Annotated in this window: 18 protein-coding genes, 1 tRNA gene and 1 pseudogene; 8 read left to right on the top strand and 12 right to left on the bottom strand. The window is 61.7% G+C overall.

Annotated elements, in window-relative coordinates; translation table 11 throughout:
- Positions 1-17: 17 nt before the first annotated feature.
- Both ACNEOT_RS09990 and ACNEOT_RS09985 read right to left on the bottom strand, forming a co-directional pair.
- Positions 18-926 carry an oxygenase MpaB family protein gene (locus tag ACNEOT_RS09990; RefSeq protein ID WP_415973834.1) on the bottom strand — a complete coding sequence of 303 codons (909 nt, stop codon included), beginning with the start codon at positions 924-926 and terminating at the stop codon, positions 18-20.
- Positions 923-1573, bottom strand: coding sequence for a TetR/AcrR family transcriptional regulator (locus tag ACNEOT_RS09985; RefSeq protein WP_415973833.1), 651 nt, complete (start codon positions 1571-1573; stop codon positions 923-925). Before ACNEOT_RS09985 ends, ACNEOT_RS09990 begins: the two co-directional genes overlap by 4 nt.
- Before the next feature lie 65 nt (positions 1574-1638).
- Between ACNEOT_RS09985 and ACNEOT_RS09980 the strand changes: the two genes are divergently transcribed.
- Positions 1639-2895, top strand: a complete 1257-nt coding sequence (locus ACNEOT_RS09980) for a saccharopine dehydrogenase family protein (RefSeq protein WP_415973831.1) — start codon at positions 1639-1641, stop codon at positions 2893-2895.
- Positions 2896-3167: 272 nt separating this feature from the next.
- Here the strand turns inward: ACNEOT_RS09980 and ACNEOT_RS09975 are convergent.
- The 5 genes from ACNEOT_RS09975 to ACNEOT_RS09955 form a co-directional block, all read right to left on the bottom strand.
- Positions 3168-3240 (bottom strand) — tRNA-Leu (locus ACNEOT_RS09975).
- A 794-nt stretch (positions 3241-4034) separates the two neighbouring features.
- Positions 4035-4697 (bottom strand): NAD(P)H-binding protein, encoded by a 663-nt coding sequence (locus ACNEOT_RS09970; protein ID WP_415973830.1) that lies wholly within the window; start codon positions 4695-4697, stop codon positions 4035-4037.
- A 169-nt stretch (positions 4698-4866) separates the two neighbouring features.
- On the bottom strand, positions 4867-6273 hold the full coding sequence (locus ACNEOT_RS09965; RefSeq protein WP_415973829.1) for an amidase: 1407 nt from the start codon (positions 6271-6273) through the stop codon (positions 4867-4869).
- 65 nt (positions 6274-6338) lie between these two features.
- Positions 6339-6926 carry a TetR/AcrR family transcriptional regulator gene (locus tag ACNEOT_RS09960; protein ID WP_415973828.1) on the bottom strand — a complete coding sequence of 196 codons (588 nt, stop codon included), beginning with the start codon at positions 6924-6926 and terminating at the stop codon, positions 6339-6341.
- Positions 6927-7011: 85 nt separating this feature from the next.
- Positions 7012-7854, bottom strand: coding sequence for a helix-turn-helix transcriptional regulator (locus ACNEOT_RS09955; protein ID WP_415973827.1), 843 nt, complete (start codon positions 7852-7854; stop codon positions 7012-7014).
- A gap of 102 nt (positions 7855-7956) precedes the next feature.
- Here ACNEOT_RS09955 and ACNEOT_RS09950 point away from each other — a divergent pair, with 102 nt between their 5' ends.
- The 4 genes from ACNEOT_RS09950 (at position 7957) to ACNEOT_RS09935 (ending at position 11081) form a co-directional block, all read left to right on the top strand.
- Complete coding sequence (locus ACNEOT_RS09950) at positions 7957-8652, top strand: SDR family NAD(P)-dependent oxidoreductase (RefSeq protein WP_415973826.1); 696 nt, start codon at positions 7957-7959, stop codon at positions 8650-8652.
- Positions 8653-8802: 150 nt separating this feature from the next.
- Entirely contained in the window at positions 8803-9711 is a 909-nt protein-coding gene (locus tag ACNEOT_RS09945) for an NAD(P)-dependent oxidoreductase (RefSeq protein ID WP_415973825.1), read from the top strand.
- Positions 9708-10064 carry a YciI family protein gene (locus ACNEOT_RS09940; protein WP_415973824.1) on the top strand — a complete coding sequence of 119 codons (357 nt, stop codon included), beginning with the start codon at positions 9708-9710 and terminating at the stop codon, positions 10062-10064. The genes ACNEOT_RS09945 and ACNEOT_RS09940 overlap by 4 nt, the downstream gene beginning before the upstream one ends.
- 54 nt (positions 10065-10118) lie before the next feature.
- Entirely contained in the window at positions 10119-11081 is a 963-nt protein-coding gene (locus ACNEOT_RS09935) for a LysR family transcriptional regulator (protein ID WP_415973823.1), read from the top strand.
- Positions 11082-11102: 21 nt separating this feature from the next.
- On the opposite strand, the gene ACNEOT_RS09930 is transcribed toward ACNEOT_RS09935, so the two are convergent.
- Entirely contained in the window at positions 11103-12059 is a 957-nt protein-coding gene (locus ACNEOT_RS09930; RefSeq protein WP_415973822.1) for a quinone oxidoreductase family protein, read from the bottom strand.
- Positions 12060-12500: 441 nt separating this feature from the next.
- Between ACNEOT_RS09930 and ACNEOT_RS09925 the strand changes: the two genes are divergently transcribed.
- Positions 12501-12977 carry a MarR family winged helix-turn-helix transcriptional regulator gene (locus ACNEOT_RS09925; protein ID WP_415973821.1) on the top strand — a complete coding sequence of 159 codons (477 nt, stop codon included), beginning with the start codon at positions 12501-12503 and terminating at the stop codon, positions 12975-12977.
- Positions 12978-13038: 61 nt separating this feature from the next.
- On the opposite strand, the gene ACNEOT_RS09920 is transcribed toward ACNEOT_RS09925, so the two are convergent.
- Entirely contained in the window at positions 13039-13821 is a 783-nt protein-coding gene (locus tag ACNEOT_RS09920; RefSeq protein WP_415973820.1) for an ABC transporter ATP-binding protein, read from the bottom strand.
- A gap of 63 nt (positions 13822-13884) precedes the next feature.
- Between ACNEOT_RS09920 and ACNEOT_RS09915 the strand changes: the two genes are divergently transcribed.
- Positions 13885-14034 carry a hypothetical protein gene (locus ACNEOT_RS09915; protein ID WP_415973819.1) on the top strand — a complete coding sequence of 50 codons (150 nt, stop codon included), beginning with the start codon at positions 13885-13887 and terminating at the stop codon, positions 14032-14034.
- Positions 14035-14052: 18 nt separating this feature from the next.
- Here the strand turns inward: ACNEOT_RS09915 and ACNEOT_RS09910 are convergent, their stop codons facing one another.
- The 3 genes and pseudogenes from ACNEOT_RS09910 to ACNEOT_RS09900 all read right to left on the bottom strand — a co-directional run.
- Entirely contained in the window at positions 14053-15276 is a 1224-nt protein-coding gene (locus ACNEOT_RS09910) for a CaiB/BaiF CoA transferase family protein (RefSeq protein WP_415973818.1), read from the bottom strand.
- Between the two features lie 74 nt (positions 15277-15350).
- On the bottom strand, positions 15351-16172 hold the full coding sequence (locus tag ACNEOT_RS09905; protein ID WP_415973817.1) for an aldehyde dehydrogenase family protein: 822 nt from the start codon (positions 16170-16172) through the stop codon (positions 15351-15353).
- A gap of 139 nt (positions 16173-16311) precedes the next feature.
- Positions 16312-16764: pseudogene (locus tag ACNEOT_RS09900) on the bottom strand (aldehyde dehydrogenase family protein); the annotation flags it as partial.
- Positions 16765-17229: 465 nt separating this feature from the next.
- Between ACNEOT_RS09900 and ACNEOT_RS09895 the strand changes: the two are divergent.
- A complete protein-coding gene (locus tag ACNEOT_RS09895) occupies positions 17230-18627 on the top strand; it encodes an MFS transporter (RefSeq protein WP_415973816.1) in 1398 nt (465 codons plus the stop codon).
- Positions 18628-18894 lie beyond the last annotated feature (267 nt).

Genomic DNA, 18894 nt, shown 5'->3' with positions numbered 1-18894 from the left:
GGCGCAATGCAGTTTCGTCAGTGGGGCTTGTGTTGGTAACCCATCTTCGCGATGGAGGGGTCCTCACCGAACCTGCTGAAGTTACCGACCCAGGTGCGGTCGAGTCGGTATCGCGTGACGGGGCGGGCGGCCATCAGAGTTTTGGTGCCGACCTTGACGATCGGTGTGACTACCAGGGAGGGTTTGTCGAAGCCGAGGAGTTCACGTACTCGGGGATCGAGGCTGTCGATGAGCATGTCGCGGACCATTCGCCGCATCGGCGCGGGAACGTAGGCGCTGATGCCGTTCAGCTGACCTTCGAACGTCTCGGTGGCCGCGACCGACGGCTCGAAGAGGCGTTCCTCGTAGTCGTCGATCCATGCCAGGAAGTCCTCGCGAGTCTGCGGCATGTCCCGCAGGCGCATACCGTTGCCCACTCCCAGCCAGAAGTTGAATCGAGCCTCGTTCTCCCTATCGGAGAACCATCGGTGTCCGAGGTACCGGGCAAAACGTTCCTGATCGAAGATCAACATCCCGAGCACGTGGATCTGGCCCTCGTTCGACACCCGCCCGATCTGCCCGTGGATCTGTTGGACACGGTTGAACACCGCCTGAGCCTCGGGACTGCGGTGGCCCCGTCTGATGAACTCGCCGAAGAAAGTCAGGGTGTCGAGGTCGCGCTGCGCCGATTTCAGAATCTGATCGCCGGTTCCGTTGCGCCAGGTGCGATCCGCTGTCGCCGGGTTTCCCAGGGTGCGCGCGAAACCGGACGCGTATCCCATGTACGCGAACAGCGGCGGAGTGAGGACCTCCATGCTGAGGTGGGTGATCTCCACGTCGTCCTCGACCGGATCGAGAGCGTCGATCATGCGGTGCACCTCCGCCCCGGACACGCGACGCGACTCCCAGTAACGGGTCAGAGGGTAACGGGCCTCGGTCAGGCTCATCGGGGGATTCCTTCCGTCCGAGCCGGCGTCGACGCCAGCCCCGCCAGCACGATGTGTCTGGCTTGTTCGAGGCACTGCTCGACATCCGCGGCAGTGAGGGTTGCTCCACTCGGGCCGAGTACGAGCCCGGCGACACCGTTCCAGGCGCCGAAGAGGAAGTGAGCCATCAGACGGGCGTCGACCGGGCGAATCTGCCCCGCATCGACACATGCCTGAATAGCCGCCTCGAACAATGTCAGCAACGCTGAGATGGTCCGCGACGCCGACTCCTGCAGCACCTGCGACTCGTGGCCGGCGGGCTCGGTTGCGAGATAGCGGACAAACGCTGGGTTGTCGAGGAGAAACCGCATGTAGGCCGGGCCGGCGGACGAAAACTGCTCGTACGGTGACGCACCGGGCTCGAAAGCGGCGGAGAGCTGCTCGACCGCCCGAGTCGCAATGCGTTCACCCACGGCAGCGATCACGCCATCCTTGTTCTCGAAATGAACGTAGACGGCACCCACCGACATGTCAGCGCCGTCGGCGATGTCCTCGATCCGCACCGACGCAAAAGGACCGTTCGCGAGCAGTTCCTCGGCTGCGTCGATCAACATCGCACGCGTACGCATGCGACGCCGCTCGCCGCGCTGAGCAGCATCCGTAACCATATTTGAAGTATGGTTCATAAAATGAATCAGTGTCAATATAACGCCGGACCAGGTAACGTCGCCGCATGACCTCTTCTGAACAGCGTGTCCGTGACTACGACGTGATCGTCTACGGAGCCAGCGGCTTCGTCGGGGCACTTGTCGCCGAATACCTATCCGGTGCCGGGCCCGCAGGCACACGGATCGCCCTGGCCGGGCGATCGCAGAGCAAGTTGGTGGCGGTTCGTTCCTCTCTCGGTGTAACTGCTGCCGACTGGCCGGTTTTGGTCGCAGAAGCGGACGACTCGGTTGCCCTCGACGCTCTCGCTGCACGGGCGCATGTGGTGATCACCACGGTCGGTCCTTATGCGAAGTACGGCAAGGCGCTGGCCCATGCCTGTGCCGCGGCGGGGACGGATTATGTCGACTTGACCGGTGAAGTGCTGTTCGCGCGTGAGAGCGCCGACGAAAATCACGAACTGGCCCGGTCCACCGGCGCCCGGATCGTTCATTCGTGTGGCTTCGATTCGATTCCGTCGGATATCGGTGTGTACGCGTTGTACGAGAAGGTCAACGCCGACGGCGCCGGTGAGCTCACCGACACCACTCTCGTTCTCACGTCGATGAGAGGGGGCATGAGCGGCGGCACCATCGACTCGTTCCGCACGCAGATCGACGACATTGCCGGTGACGAAAAGGCCCGCTCGGTCGTTCTGAGTCCGTACTCCCTGAGTCCTGACCGGTCAATCGAACCCGATCTCGGTCGGCAGAACGACGCTCCGATCGTGAAGGGGGCGAGTATCCATCCGTCGTTGAAGGGTTACAAGGCGCCGTTCATCATGGCTCCCTACAACTCTCGTGTCGTTCGGCGCTCCAACGCGCTTCTCGGCTACGCGTACGGAAAGACGTTCAAGTACAGCGAGGTGATGAGCGTCGGATCCTCGCCGCTGTCACCGATTCTGGCGGGGGCGATCGCGGGGGGACTCAGGGCTGTTTTCGCAGGCTTGGCCTTCGAGCCGACGCGGTTCGTTCTCGACAAGTTGTTGCCGAAGCCGGGTCAGGGACCGAGCAAAAGGTCCCAGCGGAAGGGCCATTTCACGATAGACATCTACACCACCACCACGACCGGCGAGCACTACGTCTCACGAGTCAAGATGAAGGGTGATCCGGGGTACAAGGCAACGGCCGTCATGCTCGGCGAGTCCGCTCTCGCGCTCGCTCTGAATCGCGACGAGTTGCCCGGCATCGGCGGCGGAGTGCTCACTCCCGCAACGGGAATCGGCGATGCGCTTATCACCCGACTGCGGGCGGCGGGCGTCGAAGTGAGCGCGCGAAAAGTTTAGCGATGTTCGAGGCGATGCTCGCCGAGTACGGACACCCAGCTCGTCCGCCGGTGTCGACCCTGGCAACCGGATCCGTGGCCGCGCTGTGAGCGCAGTCTATCGGTACGGCGCGGTGCGCGAACTGAACTCGCCGCGATGGAACGCAGACCTGGCTCGCATCGCTGCATCCTTCGATGGAGACAAGATGCTGCCGATCGGCGGGGAGCCGGTAAACGGGCGCTTGCACTCGAAAACCACTGCCCTGGTCCAGAAATCTGGATCCATATGGACTCTGGTGCCCCCAGTCGGACTCGAACCGACACTGTGCGGATTTTAAGTCCCTAGAAGCGGATTCACCTGAACCATACTGGACTCGATATTTGTTTACTCGCAACGCTTTTCGTGCATGACCGTCCGAACCAGTCCATGCAGATTCGTACCGACTTGTGACACTCTCGTGACACCGAACTGCCGCCGATTCCCCGACACCGGACAGTCCTGATCGGGTGTCGGACAGCCACGGCATCAGGCGGACGAAGAGCGTCCTGGCGATCGACGCTGTGTGCGGACTCGTGACAACGAGACTTATTCGTCGCGAAGCCATATCGCCCTCGTCTCAGTAGAAAAGCGCAACGGCGAACCCTAACGCATTTGTCCAACAGCTTGTTGGACAAATGCTGCTCCAGGCGAGGCGTTGGCCATCCGGCGACGATTTTGCGTCAGCGCACTTCCGCACCGGCAGTCGAACGGGCAGGTTTCGTCACCGTCTTTGCGCAGCCGGGATTTCGCCACCCCTCTGCCTGCTTGATCTGTCTTGGAAATGCAGAGCCGAAAGAGAGGTCCGTCGCAGTGTTACACAGTGATATCAGCCAAATGGAAAGGTCGGGAGATTGCTGCGGCGATGATGCTGGCGGAAGCGAACAATTGCCGAGTTAGCAACAACAGAGCCGATGCCGCCGACAACATCGCGCGGAACCCGGCAGTTACCGCACCGTCAAGCTACATTGGCGGTGATCATTGATGGGTCGGCACTTCGACACAGCAGGCCGACTTGTTCTTGTCGACACGTCTCCGTTGCGACCGTATTCAATCGGCGGACTGGCTTAGCCCTGCACGGTCTGAATCTCGATCTCATGGGGTCAGCCATTGCTCCCTGGGTTTCATCGGTCATGGCGGATGTTTTGATGAACGGCTCTCGCGATCGGTGTGGCTCCTGCGGTGACCTCCAGGATCCGCCGGCTGATGCGCGCTTCGTGCAGCAGTTCAGCCATTGTGCGAGCGACGTCCGCGCGGGTAATGGTCTCGTGTATCTCGGCGGGCCCTAGCTCAACGGTGCCGGTGCCGGGGTCGTCTCGAAGTGCCGAGGGGCGGAGAATCACCCAGTCGAGGTCGCTCTGGGTGAGGGCGAGTTCGGCGTGTTTCTTGACGTCGATGTAGTGATCGAATTCGGGGCCGAGATTTCGTTCTCGCCAAGCTTCCGGGAACACCGAGATCAGCCCGAACCGAGGTCGCGCCGATAGCAGTTCGGCAGCGGCTATAGCGGTGCTGACGCCCTCGCCATCGATCGCTGTGGTCGCGGCTTGTGTTCCACCGCCGGCCCCGGCGGTGAAGACCATCGTGTCGGCGTCGCCTGTACGGTCAGCGAGTTCTGTCGGGGAGAGCTCTGTGAGGTCACCGAGCATCGTGGTGATCCCTCGGTCGCGGAGATGGTTCTGTTGTTCGTGGTTACGGACGAGACCGATGACTGTGTCGCCGCGGTTGAGGAGTTCTGCGGCCAGGAGGGATCCGACACCGCCGGTGATGCCGATGATGAACACGTTCATGAAGTGGTCCCCTTACTGAATCAGTTTCTTGGTTGTCGATCTTGAGGGGGCACCGCCCAAGTGCCTGAAAATCTGAGATCTGGGTCGACGCTTCGGCGGCCACGCCGGCGCTACGTAACCGGCGCGGCCGTTCTTCAGTCGATGTCAGAGGGCGGGTGTAGGCCTGGCTTTAGATCTCGGGGTGGAGGCCCTGGACCGGGCTGACCGATTCCAGTAGTGATGCCACTCGAAGGACGGTCGACTCGGCGTGCCACGCACCGGCGATCTGCACTCCGATCGGGAGGCCGTCGGTGCTGGTGCCGAAGCGCATCGACAGCGCGGGCATGCCGGTGATGTTGAACTGGACGGTGAAAGTCTGAATGTGAGTGGCGTCGACGGTCTGTCCGTCGATGACGAATTCAGTCATATCGTGCTTGTGCGCCGGGATGGGGAGCACCGGAAGCAGAAGAGCATCGAATCGCGTGAAGTAATCCGCATATGCATCGCGGATCCGCTCGAAGCCTTGCTCGGCGGCGACGTAGTCCTCGACCGAGGTGTCCGGCGTGGCGAGCATCGTCTTGGACATGGTGAACATGTCGTCCTCGTGCCCGGCGGTGACCTCGGCCATTGCGGGCTTGAGTTCCATGACGTGCTGCAGGTTGAAGAGCGCAAGTGGGTTGTCGTGGTGCAGGGTCGGGATGTCGACCTCTTCGACGTGTACCCCTGCTGCTTCGAGCGCGGCTGCTGCTTCGCGGACCGTGCGGGCCACCTCGGGATCGACCGGTCCGAGTCCGGAGTCGGTGAACCAGCCGACGCGCAGCTGCCGGCCTGGCTCTGTCCCGACCCCGGTGTCGAGGTCCGCGGGAGCGACGGCGAATCCGTCGGTGCCGTCGGGCCCGCGCATAATGGAGTAGCCGAGCTCGACGTCGCGGACGGTCCGGGCCATCGGCCCGACGTGCCAGTCGCGACGAGGTGCGCGGGGCCAGACGCCGGTCATCGGGATGCGGCCGTGAGTGGGCTTGAGTGCGACGATCCCGGTGTGCGCCGCGGGACCGCGGACCGAGATCGCGAGGTCGGTGCCGAGTCCGATCGGGCTCAGTCCTGCTGCGACTGCGGCGGATTCGCCGCCGCTCGAACCGCCGGAGGTGCGGTTGGTGTTCCATGGGTTGTTCGTTCGGCCGCTGAGGAGGTTGTTGCTTTCGGTGGAGTAGGAGAATTCTGGCAGGTTCGTCTTCGCCAGAAGGATGCCACCGGCGGCCTTCATGCGGGCGACGCTGACGGCGTCGTCGTCAGGAGTACGGCCGCGGAAGATGGGCGATCCACGCTGTGTGAGAACGCCTGCGGTGTCAATGGAGTCCTTCACCGTGAACGGGACACCGTGAAGCGGTCCGATCTCCGTGCCCGCCGCGAGAGCGTCGTCTGCGGCTTTCGCCTCGGCCAGTGCGTTGTCGTTCACAGTGACGATCGCGTTGAGCGCAGGGTCGATCTTTGCGATGCGGTCGAGGTGTGCTCGCACGACCTCTACAGAGGTCACCTGTCCGGTTCGGATGAGTTCGGCGAGGGTGGTCGCGTCCGAGTAGTGGATGTCGATGTTCATTGAAACTCCTTTAGTAGACCAGTCGTCTAGCAGTGGATGTGGATGACCGGAGAGGTCATATGGGGTCAGAGGCGCAGTCGAGTGCGGGTCAGGTCCATGACTCGTTGTAGAGAGTCATGTGAGCGTTGAACCTTCGCCATGATGCTCGCGCCGAGCCAGGAATCGTAAAGCTCCTGGGCGAGCCGTCGTGGGTTGTCGTCGATTTTGAGCGATCCGTCCTCGATGCCGTCGGTGATGAACCGCTCGAGGCGGTCGACGATTCCGACGGTGCCGTCGACGAGTTGCAGCCGCATCGGTTCGGACAGATCCGAGACCTCCGCAGCCAGCTTTACCACAAGGCATTTACCTTGGCCGTTGTCGAAGCTTTGCAGGTCGTAGAAGCGCTGCCAGTACTCCATCAGCCGTTCCGCACCGGAACGTTCTCGGTCGTCCCCTATGCGATCGATCGAGCTGAGGTAGTTGGTGAAGTAGCTCTTCATCAACTCCTCCCCGAACGTCTCTTTCGACGAGAACCAGTGATAGAAGGAGCCTTTCGGAACACCCGCTTCGCTGAGCACTTCGTTCAGCCCCACCGCGGCGTAGCCCTTTCGAGCCATGATCGCCTGCGCGGTATCGAGAATCTGTTGTCGAGTGTCGACCTTGGCGGCGGGCATGAGACGACAGTAGCACGCAATTAGACCAGTCGTCTACCCGCTCGATAGCGACGCTGATGTTTCTGCTACTGAGGAAATGCACCCGCTACGTGCGATTGGGGGCTTGGAGGGGATTGCCGGAGCCCATCGCGCGAACGAGGTCGAATTTGGAGGCGTCATCGGTACCCGGTGCAGCGGAATATGTCACGATCCGCAGGTCGGTCCCGACCACGGTGAATACGTCGCAATCCACGGTGATGTAACCGACCACCGGATGCGCGAAACTCTTCACGTCCGCCCGGTTGTCGACAATGGAACCCTCGGCCCATAATCGCGTGAAACGCTCACTGACCGAATGCAACCGCTCGATCAGCAACCGGACGGACGGGTCCTCGGGGAATCGGATCGACACCGCACGTAAGTCGGAAACAAGGGCACGTTCGAAGTGCTCGGCGTGAGTGTCGTCCCACAGCACCTTCGGGGCTGATCCGGTGAACACCTGAATGATCAGGTTGCGCTCTTCTTTCATCGGCCCGAGGAGCGCGTACCACGCCGCGTTGACGTTCAGCAGCGTCCACGTCGCACTGTAGACCGAGACGGCCACATCAGGCAGGCGTGCCAGCAGTCTCTGCACACTCGCCGGGATGTGAACGGGGACTGTCGACGGCAGTGGTGCAGCCAGACCTGCGGCCAGATAGAACTGGTCACGTTCGAGGTCCGACAACTGCAGGACGCGGGCAAGCGATGCAACCACCTGAATGGACGGACGCTCAGCCCTCCCCTGCTCGAGGCGCACGACGTAGTCGACCGACAAGCCCGCCAACATGGCGACCTCTTCACGCCGCAAACCTGCCGTCTTGCGTTGTCCCACCGGCAGACCGACCGCCGACGGATGTACGCGATCACGCCACGACCGCATCAACGACGCGAACTCTCCTTTGGCCACCATCACTTCAGTGTGACCGTTCGACATTGGCGGTGGGTAGTACTGCCAGTCATCCCGACGAACGCTCCTACCAGGCTCGAGGATTTCGGTGCCACAGTCGAATGCATGACAACAATATTGATCACCGGCGGCAACAAGGGACTCGGATACGAAAGTGCGCGACGGCTCGCCGGCAACGGGCATCGGGTCATTCTGGGAGTCCGCGACACCGCCCGCGGAGCCGAAGCCGCCGAGCAACTCGGAGTGGAATGGACCGCGATCGACGTCGCCTCCGACAAGTCCGTCGCGGCCGCAGCAGAAGATGTCACAGCACGTTTCGGCGCCCTCGACGTGTTGATCAACAACGCCGGCATCTCCGGTCCGATCACCGCTATGAAGAACTTCGACGGGCCGGCCGTGCTCACGGTGCTCGACACCAATACCGTCGGGATCGTCCGAACGATCCACGCATTCCTGCCGCTGCTGCAGCGCTCCCCCGCACCAGTGGTGGTCAATGTCTCGTCAGGTCTCGGTTCGTTCGATGTGCGCGCCGACGCCTCACGTGTCGAACACGGAGTTCCCTCGCTCGGATACTCGGCCAGTAAAGCTGCCGTGAATATGTTGACGACCATCTACGCGCAGTTCCTTCCCGATATCCGCATCAACGCCGTCGATCCGGGTTACACCGCAACGGATTTCAACGGTAAGACCGGAACGCAAACGGTGACCGAGGGCACCGATGCCATCGTCGCCATGGCCTCCATCGACGCGCATGGGCCCACTGGAACGTTCTCCGACCGCCACGGTGCCGTCCGGTGGTAATCACACGGTCGCTTGGTGCATTTCTGCACCAACGTGATGCACCGTTGACCGTTGACCCTCTGCTGCGCGGAACACAGACTGAGTGACGTCCGCAACACGACAGGACCGGACGCGTCTATCGCTTACCGGACTTCGAAGAGGAGTAACAGAATGAGCAAAATTGCGTGGATCGGCCTTGGCCACATGGGTATTCCGATGTCACGGAACATGGTCGAAGCAGGACACTCCGTCCGGGGCTATGACGTGTCCGAGTCCGCTCGTGAGAAGGCTCTGGCGAACGGAGTGGACATAGCCGACTCCATTGCCGATGCCGTGCGCGACGTCGACGCAGTCTTCACGATGCTCCAGTCGGCCAAGGTCGTCGAACAGGTCGTTTCGGGTCCCGGGGGTGCCTTCGCCAACATGCCCAAGGGCACGGTCGTGATCGACTGTTCCACGATCGGTATCGACATCGCTCGCACTCTCGCCGCATCCGCGCGGGAGCAGGGTGTGGGTTTTGTCGATGCTCCTGTTTCCGGAGGAGTGCAGGGTGCCGAGGAGGCAACCCTGACGCTCATGCTGGGCGGCGATATCGATCATGTCGCCGCTGCGGAACCGTTACTCAAGTCCGTTGGTTCGTACATCGTCCACGTCGGGCCCAGTGGAGACGGTCAAGCGATGAAGGTGGCCAACAACGCACTGATGGCAGTAGGAATGGCCACCGCGTGCGAGGTCTCCGTCCTCGCACAGAAACTCGGCCTCGACCCGCAGATGTACTTCGACGTCGTCACCCGCTCCTCGGGCGACAGCTGGGTTTTCCGTAACTGGTTCCCACTTCCGGGTGTCGTCGAAAACTCGCCGGCGTCCCATGGTTACGAACCCGGCTTCATGATCGACCTCATCCACAAAGACCTGCGATTGGCCACAGCCACGGCGGCCGAGTTCGGAGTTCGCCTGGACACTGCAGCGGCCGCGGCGCAACTGTTCGCTGACGCGTCGGCCGCCGGCGACGGAGGACGCGATTGCACCGGCCTCGCCCTGACACTCGGAGCCGAAGTCCAGATCCCCGCCTCGGTGTGAGCGATGGCGATGCCTGCCCCGAAAGGGGTGGGCATCGCCTCTATGCACCCTGTTCGAAGGAGAACCCCATGCCGCTGTATGCCGTGACCTATCGCTATATCGACCATGCCGAATTCGTTGCGCGTCATCGCCCCGAACACCGAGCGTATCTACGCGAGATTGCGGACCGAGGAAAACTCCTTCTCGCGGGGCCGCTTAGCGATTCGAACTCACCCGGTGGTCTTCTCATCTTCGAGGTCGCCTCGATCGAACACGTCGAAACGCTCGCGAACGACGACCCGTTCTACATCCAAGGTGTCATCGAGCGCAGGTCTATCGAACGCTGGACGCTGTCGATCGGTGACATAGGATAATTCTCTGTCCGAGGCCGAAGGGCTATCTGACGCTGACGAGTGAGGTTTGATCTCATGAATGGTGATGGACCCCGAGATTCGCATTCGAACTCCGCGGCCAAGCCGTCCATCGACCTGCAGCAGGTTCGAGCCGACGATTTCCGCTATCTCAGCGCCATCGCACGGACCGGAACGAGACGCTCTGCCGCTGTATTCCTCGGTGTCGATCACACGACGGTGTCACGGCGGATACACGCACTGGAGAAGATTCTCGACGTTCGTTTGATCGAGCGAGGCACCAACGGATGGGAACTGACGGACATCGGGCGGGCCGTCGCCGAGCAGGCCCGCTCGATCGAAGAGTCCGTGCAGTCGGCTGTAGATGCGGCTCAGGGGAATTCGGGCAACACGTTGAGGGGCACCGTCCGGGTTATTGCTCCTGATGGGTTCGGCACGCTCGTGGTCACCCCTGCACTGGCGCGGCTGCGGCTGCGGCATCCCGATCTATCAGTCGAATTGTTGACCGCCACCAGGCAGATGAACCTGCACCAGTCGGGCTTCGACGTAGCACTTGCGGTCGGCTCGCCGGTCAACAGCCGACTGGTGTCGGAGACGGTGAGCAGGTACTCCATGGGGATCTACGCCACCGAAGAGTACATCCGCGAACACGGCAGCCCTACGAGCATCGAGGACGTCGCTACGCACCCGATCATCTTCTTCGTCGATTCGCTTTTGCAGGTAGGAGACCTCGACCTCGAGCGCCACCTGCCGGGCTCCTCCGCGAAGTTCATGTCTACCAACATTTTTGCCCATGTCGAAGCCACACGGGCGGGCGGCGGAATAGGGCTGCTGCCGGCGTTCATGGCCTCCCCATACCCGGAGTTGATTCGTCTCCTACCGAAACAGGTGGACGTGCACCTGTCCTTCTCGCTCGCCGCGCGCCGCGAGAGTTTGACGAATCCTACGGTGACGGCAGTCAGAGACGCGATACATAGCGAAGTCGCGCGGCGCCGATCGGAACTCCTGCCTCCCGTCTGACCTGAAGCGCATGCGGAGCGGTCACTCGATGTCCACCACGAGTTTGCCGGATATCGAACGCGATTGCAGATCTTGCTGCGCTTTCGAGACATCCTCGAGTCGGTATCGGCCGGCGACATTGGCTGTCAGAATGCCATCTCTTGCCCATTGGAACACTTCCTCGGCGCGACGCGTCAACTCCCCGGGGCGGGCTGTGTAGTGAGCGATCGACGGACGGGTGATCGTGAGTGATTTGGCCGCCAAGGCTGCGAACTCCACTGCGGGAGGGGTTCCACTGGCCGCGCCGATGACAATCAGGGTTCCTCGGATCGCCAAAGCCGGAAGGTCCTGTTCGACAGTATCTTTGCCGACGCCGTCATACACGACGTCGACGCCCACACCGTTGGTCAACTGCTTCGCCGAGGTGGCGAAAGCCTCGTAGTCGACTGCGTGGTCCGCGCCCGCGTCGACCGCGATCCGACGTTTCGCGGCGGTCGAGGCAGTGGCAATCACTGTTGCCCCCAGGTGTTTCGCGACCTGAATGAGCAGTCGGCCGACGCCTCCGGCTCCGGCATGAATCAACACGGTCGATGCCGTGTTCACAGCGAACGCAGTCGTGGCCAGGTAGTGAGCGGTCAACCCCTGCATCAACAGAGCGATTGCGATGTCGTCGTCGATGTCGTCGGGAACTGCAACTGTTCTGTCCTCTGGCATGGTGACGAATTCGGCGAAGCTCCCCTGCCCGCCGAGCCAACCCACGCGACGGCCGAGCATTGCCGGGTCGACCCCCGGGCCGGTGGCGTCGACTCGTCCGAGACCTTCGACACCGGCGACGAACGGTGCAGGTAGCGCGCCCTGGCGTTGATAGACGTCGAGGTAGTTCACGCCAGCCCGAGCGACCTTGATCCGGACCTCCCCGAACTTCGGATCGGGCGTCGGTATCTCCGTCAGTGCGGATTTCTCGGGTCCGCCATTGACGGCCACTACGATCGCTTTCACAGTCTTCTCCATTTTCGATGTCTTCTGCTCAACCACACTGGTTGTCGAACATGGCGATTCGGACGCAGACCTAGGATTCTTGAATCCAGTATCGACGCTGTCGCAGTGGACGCACAATGCGCAACCGCGCGCTGAGCACGCGCGGATCTGCACCACGAACAACCGAGTTTTCAACCGCGACAACTCATATAGTGGTCAATACGCACGGATGTGGAGGTAGGGCATCACGCGCCGGTGCGACTGCATGCGCCCTGTCGTGGCACATCGGCTTTGCGCATACCACGGAAGACCACAATGTTCTGAGCATCGTGCCAGGGGTCGAATGTTCGCAGTATTCAATTGGGCTGTGTTGTCGCGCAATTTTATTGACGGGTTCTTCGAACAATGCGATGAATCTGAGCAGCCAGAACGGAGAACCACGGTGACAGTAGGTCTGACGACATGAGCGTGCCGGTGCGCTCTCGTGGGAACGACTCGACGTCCGAGCCTTCCGAGTTGGTCGCATTGGTCGAGCGGCCCGATTTCGAGTTGCTTTCCCTGGTCCTACGTCTATCTCAGCAACTTCGTTCCGAACTGACCGAGGCCCTTACGCCGCTCGAGATGACATGGGCACGCTACGAGGTATTGGACGCATTGTGTCGGTTCGGACCGGCGTCGTACGGGTCGCTCGCCCGCCGACTCGGCCGCCACCGGACAAGCGTCGCTGCGACGATAGCGAATCTGGAGAATTCACAATTTGTTGGGCGAACGCTCGCCGGGGGGCACAGTCAGCGATGGATAGTCGAGGTGACCGGGCGTGGGGAACTCGCCGCGGAACGAGCTGAACGTGCGTTGACCCGCGTGGACCCGATCGGCACCGCAGATCGGTACGCTCTGCTATCCGTTCTGCGCGAACTCGACGGAATCGACCCGAGGTAGGTCTCTGATTCCACACCCGCCGACCGATGCTGCTGTGCGGGCGCGTCAGTCCACCAAACCATCAGAGCCGTATCGTTGCCGGTGCTACGACGACGCTGCTGTCAGATGCGGTGGATGTCGACCACGGCGCGCCACTGGCGCGCACGTTCCATCTACCTTCGCTGTGCACTAGAGAAACTGGGTATTCGAAGCACGTGCTGATGGACTCGGAGGTCAGAATCGAGTCGACTACTCCGGCGGCCTGAACTCGGCCACTGTTCATCAACAGGGCGTGGGAGGTTATCGGAGGTAGTTCTTCGAGGTGATGGGTAACCATGACAGTAGCCAGGCTTGGAACTTCCTGGCGCATATGCGCCAACGCCTCCAGAAGCTGTTCGCGCGCTGCAAGATCGAGCCCAGTCGCAGGTTCGTCCAATAACAGCAATGACGGGCTCGACATCAAAGCGCGGGCAATCAGGACGCGTCCACGTTCGCCCTGAGACATCTTGGTCCATGGTGCGTGTCGGCGCTCCGACATTCCCATGACGTCGAGTAGAGACACCGCCCGATCGTGTTCTGTCTGCAGTGCTCGGCGTCGGGGCACCAGATGCACCGTGTTGGTGAGCCCTGTCAGCACTACCTCCAGGGCGGACAGAGGTTGATCGAGGCGGTGTCGGGGGTCCACATGACCGATCAACTCTCGAAGTTCCCTCATATCCACCCGCCCCAGCCGACGACCCAAGATGTGAACTGCTCCACGGGTTGGATGTTGGAGTGCTCCGAAGAGCGACAGCAGTGTGCTCTTGCCTGCACCGTTGGGGCCGAGCACGGCCCAGTGCTCACCAGCGCGCACCTCGACAGACACGTCCGACAGCAGGTACCGATCTCCCCGAACAAGGTCGACTTGATCGACCGACAGTACGACCCGATGGGAATCACCCAGCACGGCGACAACCCCTGTGCCAGAGCGCGGCCCGAACCCATGGCGTGCGGGCCGCAGTTCGCATCCGCCGCCTACCGAACGTATCAGCTCGCCGAGTCGGACCGCGGTCGACATCGCCGCGGCCCGCTCGGTTGATGACGCTCGAGATCAACGTCATCGGAGGGTGCTGGCCATGTTGGCGGATAGGATCTCGGATTGTTCCTCTGAGTTCGTCTCGTTCAGCCAGGCCAGCACGGACTCGGTGTGCTGCCCCAACAACGGTGGGGCGGCATGCTCGGTCCTCAGCACTGACTCGCCGTCGGCAGACTCCATCCGCAACGATGGGCCCGGCAGCTGTATCTTTCCTGCCGCAGCATGATCGACGTCGATGAGCAGTCCCTGGCTTCTGGTCTGATCCCATTCGTAGACTTCGTCGATCGTGCGGATCGCACCGGCTGGAACGCCTGCGGCCTGTAGTTGTAGCAGAACCTCGGCGCGTGTGCGGCAGGCGAAGGCCGTTTCGATCTCCGTGATGAGTTCGGTGCGGTGTGCGGTTCGGTGCACGTTGAGCGTGAACCGTGCGTCATTGACGTCGATTCCAGCTACCGGCGCGAATCGAGCCCACAGGCCTTCGCTGCCGACGGCAATTTGCACGAAACCGTCCGCGCACCGGAAGCTTCCGTAGGGAGCGATCTGCGGATGGTGATTGCCGCTGGGCTGGGCGATTTCGCCTGCAACCGTCCACTTGGTGGCCTGGAACGTGTGAGCACTGACGGCAGCTGCAAGCAGTGATGTGCGAACGGTGACTCCCTTGCCGGTTCGTTCTCTCCCTGCGAGAGCGGCGGAGACACCGGCAGCGCCGTGTACACCGGCCAGCACGTCTGCGATCGGCACGCCGATACGGGTGGGTCCGGACTCGGTGGTGCCCGTCAGTGCCATCAGGCCCGCTTCGCCTTGCGCGATCTGGTCGTACCCTGCCCGGGCTCCCTCGGGACCGTCGTGCCCGAAGCCAGTGATCGAAAGCGTGATCAACCGCGGATTGAGTTTCTCGAGCGTAGCCGCCGGAAAACGCAAACGATCGAAAGATCCCGGCCGCCAATTCTCGATCAGCACATCGGCTTTCGTGATGAGGCGGCGCAGCACCGCCTTGCCCTCTGCACTCTTGAGATCGAGCTCGATCGACTCCTTGTTGCGATTGGCCGACATGAAGTACGACGACTGGTCGTGTTCAGGCCCGACGAACGGCGGTCCCCACGTACGCGAATCATCTCCGAGTCCGGGCGTCTCTACTTTCACCACACGAGCGCCCAAGTCTCCCAACATCATCGCGGCAATCGGACCTGCGAGTGCTTTTGACAAATCGAGCACGAGTTGGCCCGCCAGCGGTCCTTCTGTCATGTGGTGCATCCTCTGCGAATCAGGCCGCGGTGCCGCCCGGTGGCGGGTGACCAGCTGCGGAATATGTTGTCGAGTCAGTTGTTTCGAAGCTTGACGTTGATCTGCTTGGTCTGGGTGAAGCCTGCGATCATTCCTTCGAGCGATGCTTCGCGTCCGATACCGCTCTGCTTGTAGCCGCCGTACGACTGGCCCGGTAGCTGCCCGCCGCCCTGGTTGATCTGCACCCATCCCGCTTCCAGCGCATGTGCCGTCTTCAGTGCTCGGTCGAGGTCGTGAGTCCAGACATACGCTGCCAGGCCGTAGTTGGAGTCGTTGGCCATCTCGATCACCTCGTTCTCGTCACTCCACGGGATGACCACCACGACGGGCCCGAAGATCTCCTCGCGCGAGAGACGCCATTGGTTGTCGGCACCAGCGAAAACAGTGGGTGCCATGTAATACCCCGTCTTGTCATCGAAGACGCGCGCCGACCCGTCCAGCGCGACATCGATACCGTCGGTGTCGATACCGTCCTCGACAAACCCGGTGACCGACGCGAACTGCTTCTCGTTGATGATCGCGCCGATGTCGGTGGCTTCGTCCAACGGGTTGCCCACGACCTGACTGCCCAGCGTCTCGACCAAGCGCGCCAGAACCTCGTCGTAGATATCCCGATGCAGGAACAAGCGGGACCCGGCAGTACAACTTTGCCCCTGCCTGTGCACCCGGGACGACAGTAAAAGATTGGCGATCAAATCATCGTCTTCGATCGCGTCGGGGAACACGATCGACGGGTTCTTTCCACCCAGCTCCAGGGACACGTGCGCAATACGCTCCCCCGCTACCTGACCTACGTGTCTGCCGACTTCGGTGGAGCCGGTGAAGGAGACCTTGTCCACCCCGGGGTGCTGAACCAATCGTTCTCCGGCAACCGAACCCAGCCCGGTGATGATATTGACAACACCAGCGGGCAGGATTTCCGCGCAGATCCCCCCCCAGCAGGATCGCGCTCAACGGGGCAGCTTCCGCCGCCTTCACCACCACCGTGTTGCCTGCTGCCAGGGCGGCAGGAATCTTGAATCCGGCGATCATCAGCGGCGAATTCCATGGGAGGATCGCGCCGACCACGCCCAGCGGTTCGAGTTTGGTGTATTGCAACTGATCCTCGCCTGCGGGGAGTACGACTCCCTTTGTCTCCCCGGCGATTCCCGCAAAATAGCGGAAGAGGTTCGCCAGGGTGCGTACCTCCGGGCGGGCCTGCGTTCGGATGGCGTTGCCTGTATCCAAAGCGGTGGTGAACGCCAACTCTTCCATTCGGTCTTCGATTGCGTCAGCGATCGAGAGCAGACATTGCTGCCGCATGGCGAACGGTAGTGCGCGCCAGCCCGGGAACGCACCCCGAGCCGCATCGACAGCTCGGTTCACGTCCTCGACCTCAGCTGTCGGGACACGCCCGATCGCATGTTCGCGGAGAATCGGGGTGGTGACGTCGGTCCATCCACCGGCCATAGCTTCGACGCGTTTGCCTCCAATGATCATTCGGTAGTCGCGTGGCGCTGGAATGCCCAGCTCGGTCGGCGAAGACAGTGTGGAAGTCATAGTGCAGCTCCTTGAAAAGATCGGGACGAACAAGATCGAGAGCCTGCACCTGCTTTTCTGGGCCAGGTGCGCCGGCGGCAACGGTTATTGCGTCTCCACCAACGATGCGCGTGAGACTTGGGTCGGGCAATTGCCAAAAGGACGCCCTGCCTGCGCAGATTTGCACCAAGTCGATCACTGTCGTCCACCGCACGGTGCCACTGACAAACGGCGTCTCGATGAAATCATGGGGCGCGCATAGCGATGCATTTCTGCGCCTGCATGGTGCGGACCTAAGCATTGCCCGTCGTCGTACTCCCGCCGAATACTCGACTCCAGCAAGTGCGGCCCGTCACATCGGGTGCGCTAGGTAGTCCGAGTCACAGGGAGCTTTTGGTGGAAGAGCACATATCGACTCCGAACGGAACGGCTGACAAAGCTCGACCGTCCGGACTCAAGAAGGTCGTCGCAGCATCGATGGCCGGCACGATCGTGGAATGGTACGAATTCTTCATATACGGCACCGCAGCAACGCTGGTTTTCAGCAAGATATTCTTCGCGGCCGGCACCGACGAATTGACCGCCATTCTGGCGTCATTCGCGACATACGCGGTCGGCTTCATTGCCCGCCCGCTCGGTGGCATGGTCTTCGGACACTACGGAGACAAATACGGCCGGAAGAAACTACTCCAGTTCAGCCTCGTCCTCGTCGGCGGATCGACCTTCTTGATGGGGTGTATCCCGGCATACAACTCCATCGGGGTCTGGGCCCCAGCCATTCTGGTCACCCTCAGGTTCGTGCAAGGCTTTGCCGTCGGCGGTGAGTGGGGCGGTGCAGTGTTGCTCGTCGCCGAGCACAGCCCCAACGACCAACGAGGCTTCTGGGCCAGCTGGCCGCAGGCAGGAGTTCCCGGTGGAAACCTGCTCGCAACTCTTGTGCTGTTGACGCTGACGTCGACTCTCCCTGAAGACGAATTCTTGGCCTGGGGATGGCGCATTGCATTCTGGCTCTCTGCCGTCATCGTTTTCGTCGGCTACTACATCCGCACGAAGATTTCCGACGCCCCGATCTTCTTGGAAGCACAACGCGAGGCCGCCAACACAATTGCTGTATCGTATGGCGTTTTCGAGGTCGTAAAGCGTTACCCTCGTGGAGTTTTCACGGCAATGGGGCTCCGCTTCGGCGAGAACATCATGTACTACCTCGTGGTCACATTCACCATTACCTATCTCAAGGTGGTCGTAGAAGCGAACACGAGCACAATCTTGTGGCTGATGTTGGCTGCACACGCAGTCCACTTCGCCGCAATTCCTCTCGCAGGTCGTCTCGCAGACCGTATCGGTCGACGTCCGGTCTACATGGTGGGCGCACTCACCGCCGGCACGTGGGGTTTCTACGCTTTCCCGATGTTCGACAGCGGAGACAACCTGATCATCGTGTCCGCGATCATCATCGGCCTGGTGTTCCATGCGCTGATGTATGCCGCGCAACCTGCCACCATGGCCGAGATGTTCCCGACCCGCATGCGCTATTCCGGTGTCTCGCTCGGCTATCAAGTCACCTCGATCGTCGCGGGCTCTCTGGCACCGATCATCGCCATCGCCCTACTCGAGACGTTCGACTCCGCCGTACCGATCGCGTGGTATCTGGCCGGAGCCTGCACTTTGACAGCAGTGGCTGTGTACTTCACGAGAGAAACGCGCGGCCTCGCGCTCGAAACAGTCGACAGCGCAGACGCTCGGGCAGAAGCTCTGCGGCTGGGAACGCCGGCCCCACCAGCGGTACGCACCTAATTGGTACCGACAACAGGAGGGGTTCCCAGGCGCATACCCGGGGACCCTCTCCTGCATCGGACGAGACGAGCTGGCTCACCACCAGCCGGCCGAATACAAGCCCTACGCGACGGGTAACGCGACACGATATTCATCAGTGTTCGCGCGCCGTAGCAGACCTTGAAGGGCAACGTCGAGTCTCCGTTGTCGGCCCACCCATCACGGCCTTTGCAGCCTCGCTCGCTCCGCTGAAAGACCCTCAGTTGGTCATGTCAATGACGTTGTAGA

The sequence above is a fragment of the Rhodococcus sp. 077-4 genome (genome assembly GCF_047782425.1).
Taxonomy (GTDB): Bacteria; Actinomycetota; Actinomycetes; order Mycobacteriales; family Mycobacteriaceae; genus Rhodococcoides.
This window is presented reverse-complemented; position numbering and strand designations above follow the sequence as displayed.

Excerpts from the sequence above, each read along its gene's own strand:
- ACNEOT_RS09990 (WP_415973834.1), bottom strand. The coding sequence starts at position 926 with ATGAGCCTGACCGAGGCCCGTTACCCTCTGACCCGTTACTGGGAGTCG.
- ACNEOT_RS09960 (WP_415973828.1), bottom strand. The coding sequence starts at position 6,926 with ATGCCCGCCGCCAAGGTCGACACTCGACAACAGATTCTCGATACCGCG.
- ACNEOT_RS09910 (WP_415973818.1), bottom strand. The coding sequence starts at position 15,276 with ATGACAGAAGGACCGCTGGCGGGCCAACTCGTGCTCGATTTGTCAAAA.
- ACNEOT_RS09935 (WP_415973823.1), top strand. The coding sequence starts at position 10,119 with ATGAATGGTGATGGACCCCGAGATTCGCATTCGAACTCCGCGGCCAAG.
- ACNEOT_RS09955 (WP_415973827.1), bottom strand. The coding sequence starts at position 7,854 with ATGGTGGCCAAAGGAGAGTTCGCGTCGTTGATGCGGTCGTGGCGTGAT.
- ACNEOT_RS09970 (WP_415973830.1), bottom strand. The coding sequence starts at position 4,697 with ATGAACGTGTTCATCATCGGCATCACCGGCGGTGTCGGATCCCTCCTG.
- ACNEOT_RS09980 (WP_415973831.1), top strand. The coding sequence starts at position 1,639 with ATGACCTCTTCTGAACAGCGTGTCCGTGACTACGACGTGATCGTCTAC.
- ACNEOT_RS09965 (WP_415973829.1), bottom strand. The coding sequence starts at position 6,273 with ATGAACATCGACATCCACTACTCGGACGCGACCACCCTCGCCGAACTC.
- ACNEOT_RS09985 (WP_415973833.1), bottom strand. The coding sequence starts at position 1,573 with ATGGTTACGGATGCTGCTCAGCGCGGCGAGCGGCGTCGCATGCGTACG.
- ACNEOT_RS09945 (WP_415973825.1), top strand. The coding sequence starts at position 8,803 with ATGAGCAAAATTGCGTGGATCGGCCTTGGCCACATGGGTATTCCGATG.
- ACNEOT_RS09915 (WP_415973819.1), top strand. The coding sequence starts at position 13,885 with ATGGGAATCACCCAGCACGGCGACAACCCCTGTGCCAGAGCGCGGCCC.
- ACNEOT_RS09950 (WP_415973826.1), top strand. The coding sequence starts at position 7,957 with ATGACAACAATATTGATCACCGGCGGCAACAAGGGACTCGGATACGAA.
- ACNEOT_RS09925 (WP_415973821.1), top strand. The coding sequence starts at position 12,501 with ATGAGCGTGCCGGTGCGCTCTCGTGGGAACGACTCGACGTCCGAGCCT.